Source organism: Thermonema sp., from assembly GCF_026003375.1.
Classification (GTDB): Bacteria; Bacteroidota; Bacteroidia; order Cytophagales; family Thermonemataceae; genus Thermonema; species Thermonema rossianum.
On record NZ_BPHD01000002.1, the window covers coordinates 445186 to 471695 of the forward strand.

Sequence of the window (26510 nt, forward strand, 5' to 3'; positions counted from 1 at the left end):
ATGGCTAAAAAGAAGTGCAAAGAATAACGGCAGCTTACTTTTCGCCTGCCAACTCATTATACAAGTTGTAATGGTAGTCGGGCATGTTTTCTTCGTCAGTGATTTGCCCAATAGGTTTGTTTTGTGCTTCCAGCTCTTCGAATAGCTTCTGAAGTTTTTCATCATAATCTTCATTTGTGCGAAGAACCACATCGGCATATGCCATGCCTGCCTTGATGAGGGCACTCATATCAGCCCCTTTCAATACTTCCAGGCTGGCATCGTCCATGTCGTTCATTTTCACTTTCTCAATTAAATCATCCCCAAATTTATAAGAATAAAAATTATTGTACACAGTGAAGACCGTTTTTGTATGCTGGAAGAGGGGATCTTTTTTGTACACGGTTTTAATGTACATGGGGATAAGGCTGGTAATCCAATCGTTGCAATGCACAATGTCGGGAGCCCAACCGAGGCGCTTCACCGTTTCGAGCACCCCTTTGCAGAAAAAAACTGCCCGCTCGTCGTTATCTTCGAAGAATTGATTGTTTTTATCTACAAAAACAGACTTTCGTTGGAAGTAATCGTCATTATCGACAAAATAAACCTGCATTTTGGCATTGGGCACCGAAGCCACCTTGATAATCAAGGGTTTCTCCTCGTCGCCCACCGATATATTAATCCCTGACAAGCGAACTACTTCATGTAAGCGGTTTTTTCTCTCGTTGATAATCCCAAAGCGGGGCACCAGAATACGAATTTCCATCCCGCGCTCTTGCATTGCCTGGGGCAAGCGGCGCACAAAGTCAGCTACCTTGGAGGTTTGAAGGAAAGGGTTGATTTCGCTCGCTGCGTAAAGGATCTTAAGCTTTGACATCTCGGTAATCGTTTTGATGGACGGATACAACTTGGCAAACACTTGAAGCAGAAGTGTGCTAAGTCGCTTAAACTCATGCAAATTTACTAAAAAAATTTGTCTTTTCAATTGTTTTTTTCAAAAAAGCCTTATTATTGCGCTCGATTCATGCTATAATGCCTAATCTATGCTCTTTTTGAAAAACCCGCAAGAGGCTCATTTACAATGCCTGACTTTTAAAAAAGAAGGGAAAAGCATCGGCTTTATACCTACCATGGGGGCTTTGCACGAGGGGCATTTGTCCTTGGTGCGCCGCGCCAAGGAAGAAAATGACGTGGTGGTGTGCAGCATCTTTGTGAACCCTACTCAGTTCAACGACCCTACCGATCTGGCCAAATACCCGCGTACGTTGGAAGCAGACCGCCGGCTGCTGGAGTCTGTAGGCTGCGACTTGCTGTTTGCCCCCCAAGAACAAGAAATGTATCCTGCCCCGCCGGTGCTTCGTTTTTCATTTGGGCACTTAGAGCAAGTGATGGAAGGAGCGCACCGCCCGGGGCACTTCAATGGCGTAGCCTTGGTGGTGTCCAAGCTATTTCATATTGTTCAGCCCAATAAGGCTTATTTCGGGCAAAAGGATTATCAACAATACCTTATCATTCGTCAACTGGTAGCGGACCTGTCGTTTCCGGTAGAAGTGGTGCCCTGCCCCATTGTGCGTGAAGCCGACGGCTTGGCCATGTCGTCACGGAACCGGCGCCTGACGCCGGCGCAACGCCGCGAGGCTGTCATCCTCTATCAAACACTGCAAGAAGCCAAGCAGCGTCTTCTCAATGGTGTTTCAGTAGAAGAAGTCAAAAAGTGGGTGGCGTCGGTCTTCGCACCTTTGCAAAAAAAAGACATCCGTTTGGAATATTTTGAGGTGGCAGATGGTTATACTCTTAGCGCAGTAAAAGACATACACCGTCATAAGGAAGTAGTTTTGTGTATTGCTGCCTATGTGGGCGAAGTACGATTGATAGACAATGTGTTGTTGTTTTCTTAACTTTGCTGCCTCAAACCCCAAAGAGTCATGATGATTCAAGTATTTAAATCTAAAATTCACCGAGTAAAGGTAACACAAGCCGAGCTGCATTATGTGGGAAGCATTACCATCGACGAAGCTCTGATGGAAGCAGCCAACCTGATTGAGGGCGAACGCGTGCAAGTGGTCAATATCAATAATGGCGAGCGGCTGGAGACCTACGTTATCAAAGGGGAACGCAACAGCGGTATGATTTGCCTCAATGGTCCGGCGGCGCGCAAAGTGCAAGTGGGCGATGTGGTCATTATCATATCCTATGCATTCATGAGCGTGGAAGAAGCCAAGAACTTCAAACCCACCGTTATTTTTCCCGACGAAAATAACCGCTTACCTTAATGAAAAAAGTAGTGCGTTATTTGCTGTCCTATGCCCTGCCTTTAGTTGCCGGCATAGGACTTCTTATTTATACCTTTCGCGATCAAGACCTGAGCCAGGTAAAAAGCCTCTTTCAGCAGGCACCCATTGGTTGGATACTTCTTTCCTTCTTTTTTGCTTTTGTATCGCATTGGGCACGCGCCTATCGCTGGCTTTATCTGCTTGATCCGCTGGGTTACAGGGTAAAAATAAGCCATTCATTTATGGCGGTCATGACCGGCTATTTTGCCAACTTGCTGCTGCCCCGCATGGGTGAGGTTACCCGCTGTGCCTTGCTGCAAAAAACCGACAGGGTGCCGGCCAATGTGTCGTTTGGCACGGTGATTACCGAGCGCATCATTGATTTGTTCATCCTGCTGGGCTTGGTCATGCTTACCCTTATCATGGAGTCGGCGCGTATCGGGCAATTTATCTTAAACTTATTTGGTGAAAAAGCCAATCAGTGGCTCACAAGCCTGCAAAATAACGTATGGGCATGGGTAGTGTTGACGGCCGGTGCAGTGGGCTGCTTTGTCTTGCTGTTTTTTATTGCCAAGCGTTACCGCCACCTTGCCTTTATACAAAAGGCGCTGCGCTTGCTCGAAGGGTTATGGGCCGGTGTGCTCAGCGTACGCAAAGTAAAAAACAAGCCTGCCTTTTTCTTTTTTACTGTTCTTATTTGGCTGATGTACTATCTGATGGCTTATGTGCTCTTCTTCTGTCATCCGCAAACGGCACAACTGGGCATACTTGCCGGGCTCAGTATTTTGGTATTGGGTGGCTTGGGCATTGCAGCCCCTGTTCAGGGAGGCATTGGGGCTTATCATTTCCTTGTTATGAACGCCTTCATGATGTATGGATTACCCAAGGACTTTTCCCTGTCTTTTGCTACCTTCATGCATACTATTCAAACCTTGACAGTCGTTATCTTGGGCGGGTTGAGTTTCATTGGCAGTTTGTTCATTAAAAGCCAAAGCGCGGCACCGGTAAAAAATTCTAAAAAAGTGTAACCTTTTTTTCAGACTATCGTTATATTCACCATAGACAACAAAATTGCTTTTTCATTTGTAGTTTTCATAAAGTTAGGTTGGGACTTCCGGGCGGCTTTGCTGTTCGGAAGTTTTTATATTTTGCCATCTCTTTGATTTTCATAAAGATATCCCCTGCCCCGCAATCCGGCAAATTTATTCCCTTCTTTTTCAAAGCTTTTCTTTCAAATTCGTTTTTTGTTGTGCTTTTGAGATATGTCATTCCCACATATTTGCCATAGCTATTATCTTTGCTCTGAATAAAACACTTTCATTTTTTCAACAATTAAAACAAAGTAAAACTATGGAATATCGCATTGAACACGACACCATGGGCGAAGTAAAAGTGCCTGCTGATAAGTATTGGGGTGCGCAAACCCAACGCTCAAAGGAAAACTTTAAAATCGGCGGGCACCGCATGCCCATAGAGGTAATCCGTGCCTATGCCATATTAAAAAAGGCAGCTGCCCTTACCAATGCCGAATTGGGGGTGCTTTCGCAAGAAAAAGCCGATTTGATTGCCAAAGTGTGTGACGAGATACTCGAAGGCAAGCTTGACGATCAGTTTCCTCTGGTCGTGTGGCAAACGGGCTCGGGCACCCAAACCAACATGAACGTAAACGAAGTGATTGCCAACCGCGGACATGTGCTTAAAGGCGGACAACTGACCGACAAAAAGAAGTTTTTGCACCCCAATGATGATGTAAACAAGTCGCAGTCATCGAATGACACCTTCCCCACTGCCATGCACATTGCCGCCTACAAGATGATTGTAGAACACACCATTCCCCATATCGAAAAACTGCGCGATACTTTACAGCAAAAAGCCGAGGCTTTCAAAGATGTAATCAAGATTGGGCGCACCCACTTCATGGATGCCACCCCTCTGACACTGGGCAATGAGTTCTCCGGCTATGTAGCCCAACTAAACCACGGATTGCGTGCCCTGCGCAACAGCCTCGAACACCTGCGCGAATTGGCGCTGGGCGGCACTGCCGTAGGTACGGGCTTGAACACACCCAAAGGATATGCCGAAAAAGTAGCTGCCCGCATTGCCGAATTCACCGGCTTGCCATTTGTCACTGCGCCCAACAAATTTGAAGCCTTGGCTGCCAGCGACGGCATCGTGGAAGCCTCGGGTGCACTGAAACAATTAGCCGTCAGCCTGATGAAAATAGCCAATGACATACGCATGTTGGCTTCGGGCCCCCGCTGTGGCATTGGTGAAATCAATATCCCGGCCAACGAACCCGGCTCTTCCATCATGCCCGGCAAAGTGAACCCCACGCAGTCGGAAGCCATGACCATGGTATGTGCTCAGGTGATTGGCAACGATACCGCCATCAATATTGGTGGCATGAACGGGCACTTTGAACTGAACGTGTTCCGTCCTATGATGATATTCAACCTGCTTACTTCTGCCCGCCTGTTGGGCGATGCTTGCGAGTCATTCAACGATAAGTGTGCCGTAGGCATTGAGCCCAACTATGAGCGCATTCAACATCACCTCAATAACTCTTTGATGCTGGTAACCGCTCTTAACCCCTATATTGGGTATGAAAACGCAGCTAAAATAGCCAAAAAGGCACATGCAGAAGGAAAAACCTTAAAAGAAGCGGCTATTGAGCTGGGCTTGCTCACAGCCGAACAGTTCGACGAATGGGTTGATCCCAAGAAAATGATTGGAAGTTTAGAATAGCTCAAAAAACATCATATTTTCCAATAAAAAGTTGCTTGGCACCAAGCAACTTTTTATTTTTTGTTGGCGTAGGTGTTTAGGACTAAAAAAATGCCCTTTATGAAGCTTTTGTTTTTCTCTCTTACTATATACTTCTTTTTGGCAAACGCCCCCGGTGCAATTGCACAGATGTCACGCGAAGAAGCCAAGCATTGGTACAATATTTACAAAAAAACATCACCTCTTGAATTCAAGGCACTTGTAGAAGGCAACGACTCACTACGACGCATAAAAGCAAACAAACAAAAAGAAGTACAGGCACTCCGTACCGCTATTATAGAAAAGGAGCAGCTACTTATGCGGCTTCGTAACGAGAACCGGTTGCTGGAAGAAGAAGTGCGTGAAATTAACGCCTCGCGCCCGCTTCCGAGTGTGCGTCAGGGGGTTTATATGCGCATACGCTTTCAGGGCGTGGTCAAGGGCGTGGAAATCCCTGACAGAATATTAAAAAATACAGATATGCATGCCTATCAATATGACAATGAAACCTTTTATGTAGTGGGTTACTTCAAAGATTATTGGCTGGCTGAAAACTTCCGGAAACATCTGCTGCAGCTGGGCATTCCCAATCCCGAAATCATTGCTTTTTGCAATGGTATCCCTATGGATATGAAAGATGCACTTGCCATTATTTTGGGCGGCGAGGTAGAAGACTGCAGCAAAAGATAATGTAATTACTACCACATAAATGACAACTTTTTCGTACTTTAACCGTAATTTTCAAATGTTCTGTCTGTTTTTTAGAATCTACTGACCTATGAAAGTATTTAAAACAAGCTTACTCATGCTTCTACTGGGGGGTTTTTTATGCCTGAATCCCTCCTCGCCGGCTTTTGCTCAAATGAGCAAAGCAGAAAAAAAAGCGTGGAAAAAGAAAAAGAAAGCCATGAACCCACTGGCTTTTAAGCAAATGGTGGAAGAACAAGAAGAAATCAAGGAAAAAATCAATCAAACCAGACAAGAGTTGGAAATGCTACGCTCACAGCTAAGTGAGAAAGATAGCCGCCTTGCTCAGCTGCGTGAAGAGAACCAACAGCTGGAGCAACAGCGCCAAGAAGTAGATGCCACCAGCCGCCAGGGACCGGACGAGCGCGGTGTGTACTTCCGGGTACAGGTAGGGGCTTATGAGCGTATTGACCTAAGCAGCCGCATTACACAAGAGGCCGATATGAAGGTGGAAGATGAAGGGGGGATAAAAAAATACACTATCGGATATTTCAACGATTATTGGGAGGCCGACAAATTCAAAAAATATTTACAAAGCATGGGAATCAAAGATGCCTGGATTGTGGCCTATCGCGATGGTGTGCGCGTGGATATCAAGGAAGCCTTGGAAGGCATTCTATAAAAAAGCTTTATGTTGAATCGAATAAAAAGAATTTAAACGCCATAAAATCATGAGATTTATTTTACTGATAATAAGCTTTGTTCTTGTAGGTGGCCACCTGCAAGCACAGCGCATGAGCAAAGAAGAAAAGAAAATCTATAAGGAGTGGAAAAAGAAACTCAAATCCACTTCCTTAGAGGATTTTAAAGCCATGCACGAGGAAAAAGACCAGCTCAACCAAGAATTGCGCACCTTAGAAGCAGAGCTTCAAGAGCTACGCGACCAGCTGGCAACCAAAGACAATCAAATCAGCGCCTTGGAAAATCGCAACCAGCAGCTGAAGCGCCAAATAGAAGAGAATGAACAGCGCAAAAACGAAGAGAAAGGTATCTTCTTTAAAGTGCAGCTCTCTTTTACCGATGAAGATGCCTCGGGCAATACCGTCAACCGCTACTATACGCTGGGAATCTTTCAAAGCTATGAAGATGCCATCGCTTTCCGCGATGCCGTGCGCAAGCTGGGCATCAAAGATGCTTATGTGCAAGGGTACAAAGACGGTGAGCGTCGCCCGGTAGATGAGCTGCGCGGTATGCAATGAAACACTGTTGCCAAACAATCATAAAGAAACAGGTAGGAACCGGGTTCTTACCTGTTTTTATTTTGCAAAACACCCGCCGATGATTAAGCTATAATAAGGTTTTCAAGTCGAAATCCTGCAGGTTGGAATCAAGCAAGGTGCCATGCTCACATTTCAGCACACGTGCCGGGAATTGTTCTATGAAGTGATAATTGTGGGTTGCCATCAAGACAGCCGTGCCACTACGGTTAATCTTCATAAACAAATCCATAATTTCTTCCCCCACTGCCGGATCCAAATTGCCGGTAGGCTCGTCGGCAATGAGGATAGCCGGCTCATTCAATAAAGCACGGGCAATAACCACCCGCTGCTGCTCACCACCTGACAGCTGATGGGGCATCTTGGCAGCTGCCCCGCTTAACCCCACCCGTAGCAATACCTCATTCATGCGTTGTTTCATTTTGGCTGTACTGCGCCAGCCGGTTGCCCGCATCACGAAAAAGAGGTTTTCTGCCACACTGCGATCCATCAATAGCTGAAAGTCCTGAAAGACAATACCAATACGCCGGCGCAGTTTCGGTATTTCTTTTCGCTTGATATTGAACAATTGAATGCCGGCCACTTGTGCGTCGCCTTTGTAAAGTGGCAAATCGGCATACAGGGTTTTCAGCAACGAGCTTTTACCGCTGCCCGTACGCCCTACGATATACACAAACTCGCCTTTGTGCACGTCGAAATACACATCGCTGAGCACCGGCATACCATTTTGATAAATAGTAGCCCCTTTGACGCTCACAACTATATCCGGGTGGTTGTCCATCATATTCACAAGTCTAATTTTTGCAGCTTCCCATAGGGAATTTGCTCTATCAACTGTCTGAGTGCGGCCTCTTTACCTACAAGATTCAGCTTTTCCAAATCTTTATCTTTCAGCGGGCGATCGGCGCGGAAATAAGCAACCAATACAAAGTTATCGTCGCGGATTTGAATATAATCCGGAATTTTTGCTTTGCCCTTTACTTTGATGATATACATATTGCTGTACACGAAAGGTATTTTTGATAGTAAACATACAAAAAACCCTCAAAACCAAGAAAGGTTTCGAGGGCATTCACGTTTTGAAGCGTTTATAAAATCAGGGTCTGTAAACAACTTCCAACACGTGCACCTTACCGGAAACGACAGCACTTGTGTTCTTGGAGTTGAGCCCTTGGGGGTCCGATGCTACCTGGTCAAAGGTCAATGTAATTTCAAAAGAAAGCATTTCCGTGGCAGCATCATATGCAAGCTTATTGATAGTCAAATTTTGCCCTCCTGGGAAAAAATAAACATTGCCCTGCCAGCGCTTAACTTTACCCTGCGTTTTTATGTCGTGGGTTACTTCAATATTTAGGCTTTGTACTTCTTCTTCAGTGATGCTCTCAAGAGAAGCCCCTTGTAAAAACTCCATGTACATTCTCACATTGTTAAGCAAGGTTGAATCTATCAAATCTATATCTATTCCTAATGGATAGCCCGGTTCGGAAGGTTTAAGCTCAAGGAAAGGCTTCCCGAAATGATACTTCACAAGCAGCGTATCGGGGTCGGGCGTTCCCCCCACCGGTGTGCTGTCGGCGTAATAAGCATCACGCAACACAACTTGTACTTCACCCACATCAAACAATAGTGCAGTGCTGTCATTCTGCGCACCGGCAGGTCCCGGAATACCCGGGTCGCCTTTGTCGCCTTTGCAGGCAGTCAGCAACAATATCATCAGAGTCAAAGAAAATAAAGGATACAAAAACCTTTTCATGATTTTGAGAATTTAGGGTTGAACAAGATAAAAACAGCAAAATCCATGCCTTAAACTTACACACTTCCCACGTTTCTATTCATTTAAATAAGGGCGGAGCCATTTTTCCATTTCTCTCAATTCCAAGCCCTTACGCTTTGCATAGTCTTGCAACTGATCGGAGCCAATCTTACCTATACCAAAATAGCGCGATTCGGGATGGGCAAAATACCAGCCACTCACCGAAGCGGTAGGATACATAGCATAGCTTTCGGTTAAGGCGATGCCCAGCTTTTCTTCTGCCCGGAGCAAGTCGAAAATCAAGCGTTTTTCCGTGTGATCGGGGCAAGCGGGGTAGCCGGCCGCCGGACGAATTCCTTGATACTGCTCGGCAATAATCTCTTCCATCGATAGCTTTTCTTGGGCAGCATATCCCCAGAACTCACGCCGCACGCGCGCATGCAACAGCTCAGCAAAGGCTTCTGCCAGGCGGTCTGCCAGTGCTTTAGCCATGATGGCGCGATAATCGTCGTGCTCTGCTTCCAATTGCTGTACCCACGCATCCAAGCCGATGCCGGTAGTCACGGCAAAACAACCGATATAATCTACACGGCCGGAAGTAACGGGCGCCACAAAATCAGCTAATGACAGATTGGGCAAGCCTTGCGCCTTTCGTTTTTGCTCGCGCAGCATGTGAAAAACTGTTTTCACAGGCAAAGGCAAGGAAATGCCCGCATAAACGGCAGGACCTTGGGCGTCGGTTTGTGTGTCATATACCACAATATCATCGCCCACGGCATTGGCAGGCAGCAGGGCAAAAGCGGCATGGGCTTTCAGGCGCTTCTTCTGAATGATTTCCCGGAGCATCTGCCGGGCATCGGACAAAAGCTTGCGGGCTTCCTGCCCATAGGTTTCATCTTCCAAAATGGCGGGGTATTTGCCTTTCAACTCCCATGCCCAGAAGAAAGGCGTCCAATCTATGTAGGCGGCAATTTCTTCTATGGGGTAGTCCATCAGATAGTGAATGCCGGGCTGCCGTGGCTCATAGATAGGCGAAAGCTGCCAATCTATTGCCGGGCGGTTGGCACGTACCTCTTCTATGGGCAACAGGTCTTTGGTGTGCTGCTTACGCTCATATTGCTTCCGCAAGGCTTCGTATTCCTTCGATATGCTATCCACAAAAGAAGCTTTTTCTTCGCCCAACAGGGCGCTCACCACCGGCACACTACGCCCGGCATCCAGTACGTGCACCACCGGCGCGCTATAGTGCGGCGCTATTTTCACGGCTGTGTGCGCCCGTGAAGTGGTAGCCCCTCCAATCAGTAAAGGCACTTTCATGCCTTCGCGCTCCATTTCTTTTGCTACATGCACCATTTCGTCAAGACTGGGGGTAATCAAGCCACTCAACCCGATGATATCTACCTTTTGTTTTTTGGCTTCCTCGATGATTTTATTGGCAGGCACCATCACGCCCAAATCGATGATTTCGTAGTTATTGCAAGCCAGCACTACGCCTACGATGTTTTTTCCTATGTCGTGCACATCGCCTTTCACGGTAGCCAATAGTATTTTGCCGGCGGCACTGTTGTGTGGGTTTTGCTGTTTTTCTGCTTCAAGAAAAGGAATCAGGTAAGCCACGGATTTTTTCATGACCCGGGCACTTTTTACCACTTGTGGCAAAAACATTTTACCGGCGCCAAACAAATCGCCCACAACCCGCATGCCGTCCATCAGTGGACCTTCTATGACTTTTAAAGGGGAACCGTACTTGCGGCGCGCTTCTTCGGTGTCGGCTTCTATGTAGTCCGTGATGCCTTTGACCAAAGCGTGTTTAAGGCGCTCCTCGACACTGCCTTCCCGCCAGGCTTCGGCTTGCTTTTCGACTTGCGCCCCATCGCTCTTGAGCGTTTCGGCAAAAGCAATGAGCCGTTCGGTGGCATCGGGGCGGCGGTTCCACAACACATCTTCGACGTGTTCGAGCAGGTCTTTGGGAATTTCTTCATACACTTCTATCATGCCGGCATTCACAATGCCCATATCCAAGCCGGCGCGGATGGCTTCGTATAAGAAAGCCGAGTGCATGGCTTCGCGCACGCGGTCGTTGCCACGAAAAGAAAAAGATACGTTACTGATGCCACCACTGGTTTTGGCATGGGGCAAGTTTTGCTTTATCCATGCCACAGCCCGCACAAAGTCAAGGGCATAGTTGGCGTGCTCGGCAATGCCGGTGCCCACGGTCAACACATTGGGGTCGAAGATGATATCCTCCGGGGGGAAATTCAGGCGCCCGGTGAGCAAGCGGTAAGCACGCTCACAAATTTCAATGCGCCGTTCGAAGGTGTCGGCTTGCCCCCGCTCATCGAAAGCCATCACCACCACGGCAGCCCCATAGCGACGTGCCAAGCGCGCACGCCGTAAAAACTCTTCCTCGCCATCTTTCAAAGACAAAGAATTAACCACTGCCTTGCCCTGCACACATTTCAAGCCTGCCTCCAATACACTCCACTTCGAAGAGTCAATCATCACCGGCACACGGGCAATGTCCGGCTCCGAAGCAATCAGATTCAGGAAGTGGGTCATGGCAGCCTCGGCATCAAGCATGCCTTCGTCCATATTGACGTCGATCATCTGCGCACCGTTTTCCACCTGCTGGCGTGCTACCGACAGGGCTTCTTCGTAGTTCCCTTCCCGAATCAAGCGGGCAAACTTGCGAGAGCCCGATACGTTGGTGCGCTCGCCTATGTTGACAAAGCCCGTGACCTCGTTTACATACAAGGGCTCCAAGCCGCTCAGCGCTGTCACATGGCGCTTGGCAGGGCGCTGCCGCGGAGCATAACGTTGTGCCAGCCCGGCAATCAGGCGGATATGTTCCGGCGTGGTGCCACAACACCCCCCTACGATATTCAACCAGCCTTCGCGCAAAAACTCCTCTATCATTTGCCCCATGATTTCGGGCGTGTGGTCATATTGTCCGAAGGCATTGGGCAAACCCGCGTTGGGATGTGCCGAAGTGAAAAAAGGGGCTTGTTTGGCCAAGGTCTCCACATAGGGGCGCATCAGGTCTGCCCCCAAGGCACAGTTCAGTCCAATGCTTAGCAAGGGGAAGTGCGACAAAGACACCAAAAAAGCTTCAACGGTTTGCCCCGACAAGGTGCGCCCGCTGGCATCGGTAATGGTGCCCGAAAGCATCACCGGCAAAGGGGCTTTGCCGCTGTCTTCGAAGTACTTTTCAATGGCAAAAAGAGCTGCTTTGGCGTTCAGTGTGTCGAAGACGGTTTCAACCAGCAGTAAATCGACGCCCCCCTCTACCAGTCCGCGCACCTGCTCGTAGTAGGCCTCCACAAGCTCGTCGAAGGTGATGGCACGATAAGCCGGCCGGTTCACGTCGGGCGAAAGGGAAGCGGTCCGGTTGGTGGGACCTATGGAACCGGCCACCCAGCGGGGCTTGTCCGTAAAGCGGCGGGCTACCTCTTTCGCCAAACGCGCCGAAGCGTAATTCAGCTCATATACCACCTCTTGCAAATGGTAGTCGGCTTGTGAGATGGCGGTACTGTTGAAGGTGTTGGTTTCGATGATGTCGGCACCGGCCTTCAAATACTGCTCATGAATTTCCTGAATGATATGCGGCTGTGTCAAAGATAAGAGGTCATTGTTTCCCTTAAGCTCGTGGGGGAAATCGCGGAAGCGCTCACCGCGATAGTCGGCTTCAGTGAGCTTGTAGCGCTGAATCATGGTGCCCATGGCACCGTCTAATACCAAGATGCGCTGCTTCAATGCCTCTTCAATAGGATGTACACTCATAGCTGTTGGTTTAATTAAAAAGTAAAAACAAACTTCTTTCTGTTTGGCAAGCAGAAAAAAGGTGATGCCACCGGTGGACTTATGCACAGAAAAATCAGCGACGGCTCGAAGCTGACTTATCTTTCCCTCCACACAGCGAGAGGGTGGGAATTAGCACCTTATGCACGGGCGTGCATGGTTGCTAAGACGTCAACGGCCCCATTGCCTCGGTCTTTCTGGATAAGTCGTTTCAACAAATGTACAGGCTTTTGATGAAAGGTAGAAATTTCAATGCACTATTTTTGTAAAAAGCCTGTGAACATGTGCACCTTATGGAAATGGCTGCGTGCCCTAAGCATCGATGTTTGTTTGAGTGCCTGTGCGGTTTTGTATGCTTTCAGCTACTTGTCGCAACAAGCACTCACACAGCTGCCCCCCTATTTGATACTGGGTATTTCGGTGTGGCTTATTTACACGGCTGACCACTTATGGGATGCCCTGCGCATCCGTCATCGTGCACATACCTTTCGTCATCGTGTTCACCAACGTTTTTTTAAGCCTCTAACTGCGGTGGGCGGACTGTTGTTGGTGGTCGATGTGTGGCTTTTATGGCGGTGGGCACCTGCTCCGGTTATTTATGCCGGCTTGGGCTTAGGGCTGTTTTCAGCCATACACTTTGCTTTGGAACTGCTGCCTTATTGCTGGGTCGATGTTAGTAAAGAGCTGCGCGTGGCTGCCATTTATATAGCCGGCGCCGGCTTGTGGCACTGGGCAGCTTGCCGGCTGCGTTGCCTTACAGGCGACACTTACTTGCTGGGGGGCAGTCTGCTGCTGCTGGCATGGGCCAATTTGCTCATCATTGCCATGTATGAGCGGCATTCCGACCAAAAAGACGGACAACGCTCGTTGGCTCAATGGTTGCCTGACCGGCACATGCACCGTTTGATTGTTACGCTCATCATCTGGGCTGCCTTGCTGGCTGCCGCTTTGTGGCAACACCCGGCTTTGATGCTTGTGCTTTGGGCAATGGCAACTACCTTGTGGGCAGTGGTTCGCTATCCTTCTTTTTTTTCTGAAAAAGAACGCTACCGCATCGTGAGCGATAGCGCCTTTCTGTATCCATTTCTGCTGCTGCTGACAGCCTAACGATTGTTGATTTGGTCGGGCGCACGGCTCTCAAACGAACTAATCAACTCGTAGTCGGCAGTCAACAGTTTTACACATACTTTTTCGAAAAAAATCGTTCCATTGAGCATCCAATAAAATTCATATGCTTGCTCGAAACGCTGAAAACGATGAATAAAAAGGGTTTTTCCTTGTTCTATGGATATTACCTTTACTACAAACTGCATTGCTTTCTCTGCCTATACATACATGGAAATGTCGCCTGCACCCTCGCGTATTACCTCTACCTCTCCATTTGAGCAATCCACAATAGTAGAAGGCACGTTGTTGCCCGGTCCGCCATCAATGACAATATCCACCAAATGCTTAAAGCGCTCGTAAATTTCTTGTGGGTCTGTGGTGTATTCTATGATTTCGTCTTCATCATGAATCGACGAAGTGATGATGGGATTTCCAAGCTGCTCTACTATCATGCGCGGAATGGGGTGGTCGGGCACACGAATACCTACCGTGTTGCGCTTATAAAGCACGCCGTCGGGGGCTTTGCTGTTGGCAGGCAAAATAAAGGTAAAAGGTCCGGGCAGTGCTTTCTTCATGATTTTAAAAATAGGCGTTTCCACCTTGGCATACTCGGCAATATGGCTCAGGTCATGACAAATAAAAGAAAGCCGCGCTTTTTTGGGGTCCACGCCTTTGATTCTGCACAAACGTTCCACAGCCTGCTTCTTATGGATATCGCAACCAATGCCATAAACCGTGTCGGTAGGGTAAATAATCACGCCCCCTTCCTTCAGGCATTCCACTACCTTCCGTATTTTGCGCTCTTCCGGATTTTGCGGGTGTATTTTCAACAGTTCTGCTGCCATAAGCCTTGTGTTTAGATGGTTTAAAAATAAAATCTAAATGTTTAGATAAGCTAAGGAATTTTGGCATGAAAAACAACGCGCCGGAAGGGCTTTTTTGTCAAAAAACATACAAGCGGGGTGCTAAAAAACACCTCGCTATTGAGCCTGCAAAAACGCATTCATCTGCAGCACCGCCCATAGTTCATGCGTAAAGTCATCGTGGTGGTGAAGATGTTGTTTCCATAATGCCTGCACATCTTCAAAGTCAATATGCTCATAAACAGGGGCTTGGGCATTTCGAAACACAGCCCACAAAGAGGCGTCAGCCGTTTGGCGCATCCAGTCGCCCAGAGGCACCCCAAAGCCTTCTTTTCTGCGCTTGGCTACCGGTGCCAAGCCGGGGGCTAAGCGCTGCAAGAGTGTTTTCAATACCCACTTCTTGCCCTTGGTTAAAAGCATATCGGCAGGCAAGCGTTGCAGTAAGCGTAAAATAAAAGGCATCAAATAGGGCACTCGTACTTCCACGGCATGCCGGCCGGCATAGTAATCTTGGGCAGACAGTAGCACCTGAGGCAAATAAAAATTGCGGTCAAACTGCAGGGCGTCTGCCGTTGTGTGCAAAGGTGGCAGGTACTTGGGCAAAGCAGCAGGCAAGCGCAAAGAAGCCCATTCGTAGTACAAATATTCGGGCGGCGTGCCGGTCAGAGGGAAGAGCCATTTTTTCAGTTGACGCACCCGGTCATGCATCAAAGGCAGTCGCTTTACCCATGGTTTGGCGAGGCGTGCAAGCCGGTGCCACCAGGCGGTATGGTTCAAATAATAAGCCCATGCCCGGTGCCGTTCATAACCGGCCCACCATTCATCTGCCCCGGTGCCCGCCAACACACAGCGGCTTATGGGGGCGGTTTGCGCTGCCAATAGGTGCACCAAGGCAGTAGCCGGGTCGGCAATAGGTTGGTCTGCAAGCTGCCAAAAGCCGGGCAGTTGTTCAAGGAATTCATCCCTTCGCACCTCCACCGGATGCCACTCGGCTTGAAAATAACGTGCTACTTTCTGCGCGTAATAAACATCTTTCGTGGCAGTGCGCGGTCTTTTTCCCTCTTGCCCGGGCACGATGGTCAGTGCCGGCACTGCTTTTTCTCCTCCTTCATGCAATAGAGCCAACAGCAAAGAAGAATCAACGCCCCCACTTAACCACACTGCCGGACTACCCACCCGGCTTTGCATGGCTACCGCCTCCAATAACCAACCATAGGCACTTTCTACTATTTGTGTTTCGGACAGGTGCGTATAGGTAAAGAGCAAAGGGTTTACCTCGCCCAGCCGCTTCTTGTGGTGTGTGAGTTGCCTTTGTGGCTGAAGCGGGAACTGCCACATGCCGGCCGGCAAAGCTTTGATTTCCCGGAAGAAAGTGTTGCCCGTTTCCGGTGCCCGGAACCGCCAATAGTGCTGTATTTGCCGGGCACAGAGCGTAAGGCGACACAAACCACTTGCCTGAATCGCCTTGATTTCCGATGCAATAATCAAGTAGTTTTCATCTTCATAGTAATATAAGGGCTTGATGAGTTGTTCATCGCGTCCCAACAGCAAACGGTTATTTAGGTGGTCGTAAGCTACCCATGCATACATGCCTTCCAATGCCGGTACGCTCTCTCCATTGGTCTGTGCATAAAGGTAGTACCAAAGCAGCTCCGTATCGGAAGGTACATGAGACAAAGAGAAGCGCCTGCTTAGCTTTGTGGTGTTGTAAATCTGCCCGTTGTAAACCAGATAAAGCGGATACGCCGGGTTGCGCACCGGTTGGCGGGGCGCATGCTCATAGAAGCGAAGCAAAGTGTGCCCCATAAACAACTGTCCATGAGTAAGAGGTAGTTGCAGGAAATGTTCATCATCGGGACCACGCTTGCTCAGCTGCTTGAGCATTTGCCGCATAGGGTGGTCGTTGAGGCGGGCATGCTTGTCCCATATAACGGCAACCCCACACATAACCGCTCAGCCTTTTTTTGCGCAAAAACTCAAAAAAGCCGTGCTGCTTAAGCAGTTCAGGCACACCTCTTTGGTCATGCCGCCTTTTCGTGCCAATTGCAAGCCCCAATCCATATACTGCAGTTCTTCGCAGCTGTGTGCGTCAGGCGTAATCAGTAGTTTCACGCCCTGCTCCATGGCATAAAAAATCCACTCCCAATCCAGGTCCGAGCGCGAAGGGCTGGCATTCACCTCAATAGCCACCTGATGTTCGGCACACGCCCGTATGACTTGCTCCATATCGAGCGGATAGCCTTCGCGCGCAAGCAAAATACGCCCGGTCAAGTGTCCCAAAATATCAACATGCGGATTTTCAATGGCCTTCAATAAGCGTTGAGTTGCCTTTTCACGGCTCATGGAAAGCGCCGAATGGACAGAAGCAATCACAAAATCGAACTGCGCCAGAAAGTCATCGGGGTAGTCCAAGCTGCCATCTGCCAAGATATCCACCTCAATGCCCTTCAACAACTGAAAGTCCTGTAGCCGGCTGTTGATTTGCTCGATTTCTTGCCACTGTTTGCGCACGCGCTCCTCGCTCAACCCGTTGGCATAAAAAGCCGACTGCGAGTGGTCTGTGATGCCCAAGTATTCGTAGCCCAAGCGCCGTGCCTCTTCTGCCATTTCGGTAAGGGTATTTTTGCCGTCGCTGTAGGTTGTGTGGGCGTGTACCACCCCCCGCAGGTCTTCCCGCTCCACAAGCTGCTCCGGTGTGTATTTTTTTGCCCACTCCCATTCGTGCTTTCCTTCTCTCATTTCGGGAATGATGTAAGGCACCCCCAAGCGCGCATAAATGGCCTGTTCCGATGGGGCAGCCGGCATGCTGAGCGCTGTTTGAAGCAAGGTTTGGCCGTTCAGATGATACCCCAAATGCGCCTCTGTAGCCGTCAGTATCAAGTGCATGGAAGCACGGTGTTCCGGCGTGACGGTATGCACCTCGACCGGCAACTGCGACCCTTCATCTATGCCCCGCCAACAGAAAAGCCCACTGCTTTCAGGTGTCTCTTTCAGGTGGTCAATCTTACGCAAGCAGGCATGCAGGGCAGCCGGCGACTCAGTCAATACCATCAGTTCAATGGCAGACACCACCGGTTCTTTGCGTGCCAGCTGCCCTACACATTGCACTTCGGTTTTCAATTGGTTTTGTATTTCCTCTTGCAGGCCGGTTGCACGTGCTGCTGCCTGTACCCACAAGCACTTGCCCTGTGTCTGCTTCAAAAAAGCAACGCTTTCCATGATGGCCTGCTGGGTCTTTTCACCCATACCGGGCAATGCAGCCACCTTTCCCTCCAAACAGGCCTTTTCAAGGCTTTCCAAAGAATCAATGCCCAACTCTTCCCACAACCGCCTGATTTTTTTCACACCCAACCCCTTGACCTGAAACAGGTCAAGCAATCCTTGGGGTGTGCGCTCCAACAGCTCGTTCAACTCTTTGAAACTGCCTGTTTCAACAATTTCTTTGATTTTTTCGGCAATACTTTTTCCGATACCCGGCAGCTTTGTCAAGTCAGACACGGCCAGTCCGGCTACGGGTACCTCTTGCTTTTCTATCCGGAAAGCAGCAGCATGATACACACGCGCTTTCTGTTCCACTCCGTGCAGGTCAAGCAATTGTGCATATAATTCCAATTGGCGTGCTATAGCCCGGTTGTCCATATCTATTTGATTCATTATCTTGCTTGTAAAGTACGATTTAATATAAGTTTCCTATGCAAACACCATCCTGTAAAATGTTTATCTTGACGATGCTCGGCTGCCTTTGGGTAGTGGCCTCCGCTCATCAATGTAGTAAAAAAAGCCAACAAAGCAGCAGCAACGGGCAAAATAAGCAATACGAAAGTATCATTTTTCAATCGACTTGGGTGCACGCGCGTGAGCAAGACCAAAATGGCATGGAAGTCTATGTCAAGGAAGGCACGTCGTTGCCGCCGGCCCGCTTTCGCGAACGCATGAAGTTCGATGAAGACGGCACCTTTCATTGGCTGACCCTTGCCCCCAACGATGCGCATGAGATGGTCAAAGGCAGTTGGGAAAAGATAGATGAGCGCAAAGTGCGCGTCCGGGTGGGTGACGAGCAGTGGGTCATCGAATTCAAGGAAATAAGCCCCGAAAAAATCAGCATCATGTGGCAATAAAAAACCAACCCGTAATTAAAAGTAAACGGCGGAAGGCCATGAGAGCTTTCCGCCGTTTTTGTTTTATGCTTGCCCCTGCAAGCCTTTATTTGATCTTTGCTAAGATTTGCTCCATCACGTATAGGAAGCGATCGGGTGTGTGATAGCCTATCACTTTTTCAACCAGTCGCCCTTCTGAATCAAAGAAGTAAATGCTCGGATAGGCACGTATGCGATACTTATCGGCCAGTTCTATGCCCTCGCCTTTTTCGGCATTTATCCTGTAGGCAATATAATTTTTATTGGCAAAATCACCTACTTCTTTATTCCGGAAGGTATTTTTTTCAAGCATTTTACAAGGTCCGCACCAGTCGGTATAGAAATCCACAAAGAAAGGTTTCCCCGTTTTCTTTGCCTCGGCAAGTAACTCCTGCCAAGAGCCCTCAAAAAAGACAATACCTGCTGTGCTATGCTGTGCGTGGGTTTCCACTCCTATAAGCAAGCACAAACCCAATACCAATTTGTAGATCCATTCCCTTTTCATAATAACTTTTGTTTTTTCTTTCTTATTTAAAGCATACAACCAAGAACAATGCCACAGGACATCCCGTAGTAAATATACAATAGATTTTTGAGAAAAAACATTCAAAACATGGCTTTCTTTTTTTCAAACACAACGGAACTCCCGCTTGGTGCTCCGGTTCTTTGCTGCAGGAAACAGCGTGCTCCACGGCATAAAATCTTTATTTTTTCCTTATCTTAGGGTTTAGATGTAAAATAAATGCGAAAGCTAACTCGAGTGTAGAATATGATACAAAAAATAAAGCAACTGAGTCTAAAACAAAAGCTGGCAGTGCTTTTTGGTGCCATGCTTTTGGTTGTGTTGTGCAGCTACTCGATTGTTTTTTGGCAGAGCATGGAATTGCGCAAAGATGCCGGCGCTATTGAACTGTCGCGTAGCAATGAGCGGCTTCTGCGCGAAACCACTTTTTATGCCACGCTTATTTTGAACGAAGAGCTGGAAGCCAAAAGAGAACTACGAAAGAATATAGAGCAGTACAGCCATAACCTCAACTACTTGGACAAAGGCGGGGTGGTGCAAATACAAACAGAGCGTATCCGGATTATTCCTCTTGAAGGCGCCGAACGGGTAATCTTAGATAAAATCAAAAGACAGTGGGAGCGCTATCGCGATGAGCTGAATGTGCTGCTTGAAAAACAAGTGGTGTTGGATACCGTTGTGAATGAGCAGCAGATGAAGATGCCCAATGAAGTATTTGAAGACTTCGAGGAAGTACAAACCATCGTATTGGAAACGGTGGCGCCCAAGGTGCAGAAAAAGCTCAACCCGGAAGTGGAGCGCGCCTTTCAAAATATTATTGAACAATATCCCGGACTGCAAGAAAGCCACCACCAACTCACCGAGTTACTCGTGCAAGACTATATCAAGCGTCAGTTTCTCATTCGCCTGGCAATGGTACTGGGGGCGTTGGGGCTGCTGGCGCTTTGTGTCATAGGCTATATTTACTTTACCCGCGCCTTCATCAAGCCTGTTGAAGCATTCAGCCGGACGGCCGCCGAGCTGGCACAAGGCAACGTGGAGAAAAAAGTGTTGTATGAAGCCCCCGACGAGCTGGGCAAGCTGGCAGAACACCTGAATGCCCTCACCAACAGTCTGCGTGAGACCACCCGCTTTACCGAGCAGCTGCGAAAAAGAAACTTCAATTTTGACTTTTCACCCCGAAGCCCCAAAGATGCTCTCGGAAAATCGCTGGTGGAGCTGCGCGAGCAGTTACGTCAGCTGGCCGAAGAAGAAAAGCGCCGCCAATGGGCAAACGAAGGCTTTGCACAGCTTATTGGCATTTTGCGCGAATATACCAACGACAGCGAAGAACTTGCCTATCAGGTCATTGCCTCTTTGGTGAAATACTTGGGCGCCGACCAAGGTGGCCTGTTTGTGCTGGAAGAAGACGAAGAAGGAAACCGCTATCTTGAATTAAAGGCCGGTTTTGCCTATAACCAACGTAAATACCTTCAAAAACGCTTGGAGTTGGGGCAAAGCCTCGTGGGGCAAGCTGTACTTGAAAAAGACACTTTGCACTTAGACAAACTGCCCGAAGACTATCTCGAAATATCGTCCGGCTTGGGCGAAGCCACACCGCAAAATTTGCTGATTGTACCCCTCATTGACCATGAAGAAACTTACGGTGCCATAGAGATAGCCTCTTTCAAAAAGCTCGAAGAGCATGAAGTAGAGTTTGTGCAAAAGGTGGCGGAGAACGTGGCTTCGACCATTGCCACCATCAAGCGTACGGCGCGCATGAACAAGCTTCTGGAAGAATCGCGAGAAGCCACCGAACAAATGCGCAAACAGGAGCAAGTGATGCGTAAAAGCTTGGAAAAGCTGGCGCAAACGCAAGAAGAGATGGAGCGCAACAAGCAAGAGCTGGAGCGCATGAAAGAAAACCTCGAGCGGCAAGTGCGGCAGCGCACAATGGAACTGCAAGAAAAAGAAGCGCAGCTGTCAGAAGCCTTGCGACTGGCCAACTTGGCACCTTGGAAGCTCGACATAGAGCAAGAAATGATAATTGCCAACGAACACCTTTACAACCTGCTAAAAACCAACCGTGAAGTAGAGAACGGCTATCAATTGCCCACTACCCGCTTCCTCAACAAGTTCGTGGTAGAAGAAGACCGCAAGCTGGTCTCCGATACCTTAGCCGAAGCCATCAAAACGCAAGACGTAAATTATGAAGGCTTCGCAGAGTTCCGAATCCGCCAAAGCGATGGCGAAATGCGTTACGTTACGCTGTCCATCAAGAAAGAAATGGATGTCAACCGGGGCAAAGTGCGTTTCCTGTACGGTACCATTCAAGACATTACGCGCCAAAAACGCATAGAGGACCGTATTCGCCAACAAAACGAAGAGCTGGAGCGCCAAAAGGCCGAACAAGAAAAGTTTGTTGCCATCATCGACAACACCACCGACCTCATCTTAATGACCGACCTGCAATACCACATTACTTATTCCAACAAAATCAGTGAAAAACAATATGGTATTGCCCCAAGCAAAGGCGCCCGCCTGCAGGACCTCTTCGAAAAAGCAGAGTGGAAACGCTTTACTCAACAGGCCATTCCGCAAGCGCTGGAAAAAGGTTTTTGGGAAGGCGAGCTGGAAATTATCAGCCAGCGCACCTTCTTGCCGGTGTATTGCATCGGTAATGTGATAGCCGTACGGGATGCCCGCAACGAAATAGTAGCTTTGGCGCTTATCCTGCGCGACATTACCGAAAAGCAAAAAATAGAGAAAGAGCGCGAGCTGGAAAGTGCCCGTATGCGTGCCATCCTGGAGAGCACCGAAGATGAAATAGTGGCTGTCGACGAGCAATTCCGCATTATTTCTTTCAATACCCGCTGGGCGGAATTCATGAAACGGGAAACAGGAAGCATGCCTGCCATAGGGCAACATATATTCAATGATTTCGAATACAAGCGCTCTGAATTGAAAGCCCAACTCGAAGAGGACTTTAAACGTGCGCTTGAAAAAGGTGCCTTTTCTAAAATAGATACCTACAAAGAAACAAAAGAAGTCGGGCTCAGTAAAAAGAAAAAACAAACCGAAATTATCGAGCACGAGCATTATTATCTTCGCTTCTACAACCCGATGTACGATAAGTCCGGCCAACTAACCGGCATCGTTTGCTTTACCAAAGACATTACAGAGCAAAAACTGGCAGAAACAGCCATCCAAAAGAGCGAGCAACGGCTCAAAGCCATTTCCGAGGCCACCACAGAAGGTATTATCATTCACGACAAAGGCTTTATTAAGGATGTAAACAGTGCTTTCTGCCGCATTATCGGCTATTCAGAAAAAGAGCTTATCGGACAGTATTTCTTTGACTACTTAGACCCTGAAAGCAAAGCGCTGGCCATCATCAACATGCAGTTAGGCTATGCCAAACCCTTTGAGGCTATACTGATAAACAAAGCCGGCGAAGGCATCCCCATAGAAATACACAACAAAGTGCATGAATATGCCGGACAACGCATCCGCATATTCTCGGTACGCGATATATCCAGCCAAAAAGAGGTGCAAGAAGAGCTGCGCAAGTCAAAAGACACGCTGCAGAAAATCATCGACACCCTGCCGCACAGTGTCTTCTGGAAAGACCGCAACTCCATCTACTTAGGTTGCAATCAGCGTTTCTTACAAATCATCGGCGCTAAAAGTATAGATGACATCATTGGCAAAACTGACTATGACCTCTGGGATGAACACGAAGCAGAATTTTACATTGCTTCTGACCAAAAAGTAATGGAAACGGGCATCCCTGAAATCGATGTGCTGCAGTCTATTGTGCAGGCCGACGGCAAACAGGTATGGCTGCGCGTAAGCAAAATACCATTTACCGACAGCGAAGGCAATATCATTGGAATCATCGGCACTTACCAGGACATCACCGAGCAGAAAGAGAATGAAGAGGCTATTATTGAAAGCAAAGAGCGCCTGCGTCAGCAAATAGAAATACTGACTACCTTGGGCGCGCAGCGTGTCGATGAAGAGGGGCTGCGTCCTTTTGCGCAAGAAGTAACTAAAGCCGTAGCACATACGGTCAATGTGGCGCGCGTAAGCGTATGGGAATATCAAGACGGACAGCTCAAGTGCGTGGACCTCTACGACAAGACCGTCGACAGGCATACTTCCGGAAAGATATTGTTGGAAGACAAAGCACCCAAATTCTTCAAAACGCTCAAAGAAGAGCCCGTCATAGTGGCAGAATATGCCCAAGTGGACCCACGCACCAAAGAACTCACCATGGAGTATTTGGCAGCAGCCAGCATTACTTCGCTCTTGTGCTACCCCATACGCATAGGTAACCGTCTGAAAGGCATGATTGCCTGTGAACACGTGCGTACCCCGCGCGAGTGGCATATTGAAGAGCAAAGCTTTGTAACTTCTATGATGGACTTGCTAAGCCTGCGCATGGAAGAAATCGAGCGTCAGCAAATAGAAAAAGCCATGCGGGCTGTGTTGCGTCTTACCGAGCAGCTCATCGAACAACGCACCCTGCCCATTGCTACTTTGGACCTGGATGCGCGCCTGCTCAACTTCAACAAGGGCTTCCGCCAAGAGATAGAAAGCATTTATGCTGTGGGCATTGAAAAGCGGACCTCCTTACTCAATGCCATACCCATAGAAGCCGACCGGAAGACTGTTGAAGGCATACTGGACGAAGTCATGAAAGAACGAAGGAGCATTTTCAGGAAAATAACACTCGGGCGTAAACACGTGGATGTAATTGTGAATGTAGAACCCATCATCGACGAAAACGACGATATTTTAGGCTTTGCCTTCTCCTTCCGTCAAGAGCCCCAAAACTAAAAAGTAGCACAGCGGTTTCAAGAGCCTTCACCTGCCGGTGGCGGCTCTTTTTTTTCACCTGCTACAAACCGGATGTTGCGTTTCAAGCCCTCATAGGCAGTACGCTTCACCGCGCTACCCCGGAACAGTGTCTCAAATACTTCTTCGGTCAGTTCCATCCAATCGCCGCGGCGCATCTGTTTGAGCTGTTCCGAAGGCAAAAAGTCCGGTTCGTGGTGTGGGCGCGCAAAACGGTTCCACGGACATACATCTTGACACACATCACAACCGAACACCCATCCCTCCATTTTATCCTTGAAGGCAGCCGGCAGCTGCTCTTTCAGCTCAATGGTCAAATACGAAATGCAACGGCTGCCATCCACCACATAGGGCGCCACGATGGCACCGGTAGGGCATGCCTCCATGCAGCGTGTACAAGTGCCGCAGTAGTCCTTTATGGGACCATCGGGCACCAATTCAAGGTCAATAATCAGCTCTGCAATAAAGAAAAAGCTGCCCATCTTACGGTTGATGAGGTTGGAATGCTTGCCTATCCAACCCAAGCCGCTACGTTTTGCCCACACTTTATCCATCACCGGGGCTGAATCTACGAAAGCACGCCCGTGCACCTCCCCCACTTCGGCTTGCAGACGTTGCATAAAATGCTTCAGTTTCTTTTTAATCACCTTGTGGTAATCTCTGCCGTAGGCATATTTCGAAATCTTAAAATTGTCTTCTTCGGGCAAGGTTTCGGGCGGATAGTAGTTGTAAAGCAAAGAAACCACCGAACGCGCGCCTTCTACCAACTTGCGCGGATCAAGGCGCTTGTCGAAATGATTTTCCATGTAGCGCATTTGCCCATGATAGCCCTTTTTGAGCCATGCTTCCAGGCGGGGGGCTTCTTCTTCCAAAAAAGTAGCCTCCGATATGCCGCAAAAGTCAAAGCCCAAGTCTGCGGCTATCTGCTTGACGATGGCAGTATGCCGCTCTTTCAGTCCGTCCCGCTGCATAGTTTTTTCCTTTGTAAGCGCTACCAATTTAAACACAAAAGTAGGGCTTTTCTTATCGTGCATGCCCCATGAGATTTTCGAAATCATCCGTAAACATGGCTTTTCCCAAACAATTGCCCTCAAAACAAGCAAAAAGACAGCCCTCAGTAAGGACTGCCTTTTTAAAACCTATCTTTCGTTATATGGATTTTAAAAACTGTTGAAAACAAAGCTTAAAACTGCTCTTCTTCGGTAGAGCCTTTGAAGGCGAGTGTGGAAGCCAGGCCCCCGGTCACTGTTTCTTGAACGGCATCGAAATAAGGCACTCCCACAAAGCTTTGGTGTTTCACTGCCTTGAAGCCTTTTTCCTGCAAAGCAAATTCGCGTTGCTGCAGCTGTGAGTAGCCCAACATGCCGTGCTGCTTGTAAGCCATTGCCAATTCAAACATGGCCGTATTCAAAGCATGGAAACCTGCCAAAGTGATGAACTGGAACTTATAGCCCATCTCGGCTAACTTTTCACGGAAAGTAGCCATCTCCGACTCAGACAACTTCGCTGCCCAATTGAACGAAGGCGAGCAGTTGTAAGCCAAGAGCTTGCCCGGATATTTTTCATGGATGGCTTGTGCAAATTCACGAGCTTCGCCCAAGTCCGGATGCGAAGTCTCCATCCACAACAAATCGGCATAGGGGGCATATGCCAAACCGCGGGCAATGGCTTGTTCTATTCCGTTTTTCACATAATAGAAGCCTTCTGCACTGCGTTTGCCGGTAATGAAAGGCCGGTCGCGCGGGTCAATGTCGCTGGTAATCAAATTGGCGGCATCGGCATCGGTGCGTGCAATCAAGACAGTGGGCACCCCGCAGATGTCGGCAGCCAAACGTGCCGCCACCAACTTTTGTATGGCTTCTTGGGTAGGCACCAACACTTTGCCGCCCAAATGACCGCATTTTTTTGCCGACGACAGTTGGTCTTCGAAATGCACACCGGCCGCGCCTGCCTCAATCATCATTTTCATCAGCTCAAAGGCATTCAGGTTGCCACCAAAGCCTGCTTCTGCATCTGCCACAATGGGCAAGAAGTAATCAATATTACCTTCGCCCGAAAGTGTCTGCAGTTGGTCTGCCCGCATAAAAGCATTGTTGATGCGTTTTACCAACATGGGCACACTGTTGACAGGATACAGGCTTTGGTCCGGATACATTTCACCGGCCAGGTTGGCATCGGCAGCCACCTGCCACCCACTCACGTAAATGGCATTCAAGCCGGCTTGTGCTTCCTGCACCGCCTGGTTGCCGGTCAGCGCCCCCAAACCGGCCACAAAAGGCTCGGTGTGCAGCAGTTTCCACAACTTTTCGGCACCACGCTTTGCCAAGGTGTACTCTATTTGCACACTGCCACTCAAAGACACCACCTTTTCGGCAGTATAAGGGCGTTCAATGCCTTTCCAACGCGGATTGGTGTTCCATTCGTTGACCAATTGAGCGATTCTTTCTTGCTTGTTCATAGGGGTTCGTGTTTTTAAGGTTTTTATAAGGGGTTTCTTAGGGGTTCAGATTCA

At 48.5% G+C, this 26510-nt stretch carries 22 protein-coding genes and 1 riboswitch; of the genes, 10 read left to right on the forward strand and 12 right to left on the reverse strand.

Features of this window, described 5'->3' with window-relative positions:
• Window positions 1–34 precede the first annotated feature (34 nt).
• Window positions 35–856, reverse strand: a complete 822-nt coding sequence (locus QVE43_RS07035) for a glycogen/starch synthase (protein WP_038028977.1) — start codon at window positions 854–856, stop codon at window positions 35–37.
• 166 nt (window positions 857–1022) lie between these two features.
• Here QVE43_RS07035 and panC point away from each other — a divergent pair, with 166 nt between their 5' ends.
• From panC to QVE43_RS07070, 7 genes are all read left to right on the forward strand, one after another.
• Window positions 1023–1877: a pantoate--beta-alanine ligase gene (gene panC, locus QVE43_RS07040; protein WP_288005528.1), complete on the forward strand. Its 855-nt coding sequence runs from the start codon at window positions 1023–1025 to the stop codon at window positions 1875–1877.
• A gap of 27 nt (window positions 1878–1904) precedes the next feature.
• A complete protein-coding gene (gene panD / locus QVE43_RS07045; protein WP_038028547.1) occupies window positions 1905–2252 on the forward strand; it encodes an aspartate 1-decarboxylase in 348 nt (115 codons plus the stop codon).
• Entirely contained in the window at window positions 2252–3280 is a 1029-nt protein-coding gene (locus QVE43_RS07050; protein WP_288005532.1) for a lysylphosphatidylglycerol synthase transmembrane domain-containing protein, read from the forward strand. Before panD ends, QVE43_RS07050 begins: the two co-directional genes overlap by 1 nt.
• 322 nt (window positions 3281–3602) lie before the next feature.
• The gene (gene fumC, locus QVE43_RS07055) at window positions 3603–4997 is read left to right on the forward strand and encodes a class II fumarate hydratase (protein WP_288005534.1); all 1395 of its coding nucleotides are present in this window, start codon (window positions 3603–3605) and stop codon (window positions 4995–4997) included.
• Window positions 4998–5096: 99 nt separating this feature from the next.
• Complete coding sequence (locus QVE43_RS07060; RefSeq protein WP_038028540.1) at window positions 5097–5705, forward strand: hypothetical protein; 609 nt, start codon at window positions 5097–5099, stop codon at window positions 5703–5705.
• A 115-nt stretch (window positions 5706–5820) separates the two neighbouring features.
• Window positions 5821–6384: a hypothetical protein gene (locus QVE43_RS07065; protein ID WP_038028538.1), complete on the forward strand. Its 564-nt coding sequence runs from the start codon at window positions 5821–5823 to the stop codon at window positions 6382–6384.
• A 49-nt stretch (window positions 6385–6433) separates the two neighbouring features.
• Window positions 6434–6961, forward strand: a complete 528-nt coding sequence (locus tag QVE43_RS07070; protein ID WP_288005538.1) for a hypothetical protein — start codon at window positions 6434–6436, stop codon at window positions 6959–6961.
• 88 nt (window positions 6962–7049) lie between these two features.
• Here QVE43_RS07070 and QVE43_RS07075 read toward each other — a convergent pair whose 3' ends face one another.
• From QVE43_RS07075 to metH, 4 genes are all read right to left on the reverse strand, one after another.
• Entirely contained in the window at window positions 7050–7760 is a 711-nt protein-coding gene (locus tag QVE43_RS07075) for a cell division ATP-binding protein FtsE (RefSeq protein WP_157630014.1), read from the reverse strand.
• Between the two features lie 5 nt (window positions 7761–7765).
• Complete coding sequence (locus tag QVE43_RS07080) at window positions 7766–7975, reverse strand: hypothetical protein (protein WP_038028532.1); 210 nt, start codon at window positions 7973–7975, stop codon at window positions 7766–7768.
• Window positions 7976–8075: 100 nt separating this feature from the next.
• Window positions 8076–8732 carry a hypothetical protein gene (locus QVE43_RS07085; protein ID WP_288005539.1) on the reverse strand — a complete coding sequence of 219 codons (657 nt, stop codon included), beginning with the start codon at window positions 8730–8732 and terminating at the stop codon, window positions 8076–8078.
• A gap of 75 nt (window positions 8733–8807) precedes the next feature.
• The gene (gene metH, locus QVE43_RS07090; protein WP_288005541.1) at window positions 8808–12512 is read right to left on the reverse strand and encodes a methionine synthase; all 3705 of its coding nucleotides are present in this window, start codon (window positions 12510–12512) and stop codon (window positions 8808–8810) included.
• A gap of 113 nt (window positions 12513–12625) precedes the next feature.
• Window positions 12626–12738, reverse strand: a riboswitch (SAM riboswitch).
• A gap of 74 nt (window positions 12739–12812) precedes the next feature.
• Here metH and QVE43_RS07095 point away from each other — a divergent pair.
• Entirely contained in the window at window positions 12813–13637 is an 825-nt protein-coding gene (locus QVE43_RS07095; RefSeq protein ID WP_288005543.1) for a hypothetical protein, read from the forward strand.
• On the opposite strand, the gene QVE43_RS07100 is transcribed toward QVE43_RS07095, so the two are convergent.
• The 4 genes from QVE43_RS07100 to QVE43_RS07115 all read right to left on the reverse strand — a co-directional run bounded on the left by QVE43_RS07100 (window position 13634) and on the right by QVE43_RS07115 (window position 18154).
• Window positions 13634–13843 (reverse strand): hypothetical protein, encoded by a 210-nt coding sequence (locus QVE43_RS07100; protein ID WP_038028525.1) that lies wholly within the window; start codon window positions 13841–13843, stop codon window positions 13634–13636. The two genes, QVE43_RS07095 and QVE43_RS07100, sit on opposite strands and share 4 nt — an antisense overlap.
• 12 nt (window positions 13844–13855) lie before the next feature.
• A complete protein-coding gene (locus QVE43_RS07105) occupies window positions 13856–14482 on the reverse strand; it encodes an L-threonylcarbamoyladenylate synthase (RefSeq protein WP_038028524.1) in 627 nt (208 codons plus the stop codon).
• Between the two features lie 135 nt (window positions 14483–14617).
• On the reverse strand, window positions 14618–16447 hold the full coding sequence (locus QVE43_RS07110; RefSeq protein ID WP_288005546.1) for an asparagine synthetase B: 1830 nt from the start codon (window positions 16445–16447) through the stop codon (window positions 14618–14620).
• A 6-nt stretch (window positions 16448–16453) separates the two neighbouring features.
• Complete coding sequence (locus QVE43_RS07115; RefSeq protein WP_288005547.1) at window positions 16454–18154, reverse strand: DNA polymerase/3'-5' exonuclease PolX; 1701 nt, start codon at window positions 18152–18154, stop codon at window positions 16454–16456.
• A gap of 59 nt (window positions 18155–18213) precedes the next feature.
• Between QVE43_RS07115 and QVE43_RS07120 the strand changes: the two genes are divergently transcribed.
• The gene (locus QVE43_RS07120) at window positions 18214–18618 is read left to right on the forward strand and encodes a hypothetical protein (protein ID WP_038028522.1); all 405 of its coding nucleotides are present in this window, start codon (window positions 18214–18216) and stop codon (window positions 18616–18618) included.
• An 85-nt stretch (window positions 18619–18703) separates the two neighbouring features.
• Here the strand turns inward: QVE43_RS07120 and QVE43_RS07125 are convergent, their stop codons facing one another.
• Window positions 18704–19141 carry a thioredoxin fold domain-containing protein gene (locus QVE43_RS07125; RefSeq protein ID WP_038028521.1) on the reverse strand — a complete coding sequence of 146 codons (438 nt, stop codon included), beginning with the start codon at window positions 19139–19141 and terminating at the stop codon, window positions 18704–18706.
• 264 nt (window positions 19142–19405) lie between these two features.
• Between QVE43_RS07125 and QVE43_RS07130 the strand changes: the two genes are divergently transcribed.
• The gene (locus QVE43_RS07130) at window positions 19406–23980 is read left to right on the forward strand and encodes a PAS domain S-box protein (RefSeq protein WP_288005550.1); all 4575 of its coding nucleotides are present in this window, start codon (window positions 19406–19408) and stop codon (window positions 23978–23980) included.
• A gap of 17 nt (window positions 23981–23997) precedes the next feature.
• Here QVE43_RS07130 and queG read toward each other — a convergent pair whose 3' ends face one another.
• Entirely contained in the window at window positions 23998–24969 is a 972-nt protein-coding gene (queG, locus tag QVE43_RS07135; protein WP_288005552.1) for a tRNA epoxyqueuosine(34) reductase QueG, read from the reverse strand.
• Window positions 24970–25181: 212 nt separating this feature from the next.
• A complete protein-coding gene (gene aceA / locus QVE43_RS07140) occupies window positions 25182–26456 on the reverse strand; it encodes an isocitrate lyase (RefSeq protein WP_038028520.1) in 1275 nt (424 codons plus the stop codon).
• Window positions 26457–26510 lie beyond the last annotated feature (54 nt).

Bases quoted from the DNA above. Each gene is read 5' to 3' on its own strand.
- QVE43_RS07095 (WP_288005543.1), top strand. From the start codon at position 12,813: ATGTGCACCTTATGGAAATGGCTGCGTGCCCTAAGCATCGATGTTTGT.
- QVE43_RS07105 (WP_038028524.1), bottom strand. From the start codon at position 14,482: ATGGCAGCAGAACTGTTGAAAATACACCCGCAAAATCCGGAAGAGCGC.
- queG (WP_288005552.1), bottom strand. From the start codon at position 24,969: ATGCAGCGGGACGGACTGAAAGAGCGGCATACTGCCATCGTCAAGCAG.
- aceA (WP_038028520.1), bottom strand. From the start codon at position 26,456: ATGAACAAGCAAGAAAGAATCGCTCAATTGGTCAACGAATGGAACACC.
- panC (WP_288005528.1), top strand. From the start codon at position 1,023: ATGCTCTTTTTGAAAAACCCGCAAGAGGCTCATTTACAATGCCTGACT.
- QVE43_RS07050 (WP_288005532.1), top strand. From the start codon at position 2,252: ATGAAAAAAGTAGTGCGTTATTTGCTGTCCTATGCCCTGCCTTTAGTT.
- QVE43_RS07130 (WP_288005550.1), top strand. From the start codon at position 19,406: ATGATACAAAAAATAAAGCAACTGAGTCTAAAACAAAAGCTGGCAGTG.
- QVE43_RS07115 (WP_288005547.1), bottom strand. From the start codon at position 18,154: ATGAATCAAATAGATATGGACAACCGGGCTATAGCACGCCAATTGGAA.
- QVE43_RS07060 (WP_038028540.1), top strand. From the start codon at position 5,097: ATGAAGCTTTTGTTTTTCTCTCTTACTATATACTTCTTTTTGGCAAAC.
- QVE43_RS07035 (WP_038028977.1), bottom strand. From the start codon at position 856: ATGTCAAAGCTTAAGATCCTTTACGCAGCGAGCGAAATCAACCCTTTC.
- QVE43_RS07110 (WP_288005546.1), bottom strand. From the start codon at position 16,447: ATGTGTGGGGTTGCCGTTATATGGGACAAGCATGCCCGCCTCAACGAC.
- QVE43_RS07080 (WP_038028532.1), bottom strand. From the start codon at position 7,975: ATGTATATCATCAAAGTAAAGGGCAAAGCAAAAATTCCGGATTATATT.
- QVE43_RS07125 (WP_038028521.1), bottom strand. From the start codon at position 19,141: ATGAAAAGGGAATGGATCTACAAATTGGTATTGGGTTTGTGCTTGCTT.
- QVE43_RS07085 (WP_288005539.1), bottom strand. From the start codon at position 8,732: ATGAAAAGGTTTTTGTATCCTTTATTTTCTTTGACTCTGATGATATTG.
- metH (WP_288005541.1), bottom strand. From the start codon at position 12,512: ATGAGTGTACATCCTATTGAAGAGGCATTGAAGCAGCGCATCTTGGTA.
- QVE43_RS07075 (WP_157630014.1), bottom strand. From the start codon at position 7,760: ATGGACAACCACCCGGATATAGTTGTGAGCGTCAAAGGGGCTACTATT.
- QVE43_RS07120 (WP_038028522.1), top strand. From the start codon at position 18,214: ATGTTTATCTTGACGATGCTCGGCTGCCTTTGGGTAGTGGCCTCCGCT.
- QVE43_RS07065 (WP_038028538.1), top strand. From the start codon at position 5,821: ATGCTTCTACTGGGGGGTTTTTTATGCCTGAATCCCTCCTCGCCGGCT.
- QVE43_RS07100 (WP_038028525.1), bottom strand. From the start codon at position 13,843: ATGCAGTTTGTAGTAAAGGTAATATCCATAGAACAAGGAAAAACCCTT.
- panD (WP_038028547.1), top strand. From the start codon at position 1,905: ATGATGATTCAAGTATTTAAATCTAAAATTCACCGAGTAAAGGTAACA.
- QVE43_RS07070 (WP_288005538.1), top strand. From the start codon at position 6,434: ATGAGATTTATTTTACTGATAATAAGCTTTGTTCTTGTAGGTGGCCAC.
- fumC (WP_288005534.1), top strand. From the start codon at position 3,603: ATGGAATATCGCATTGAACACGACACCATGGGCGAAGTAAAAGTGCCT.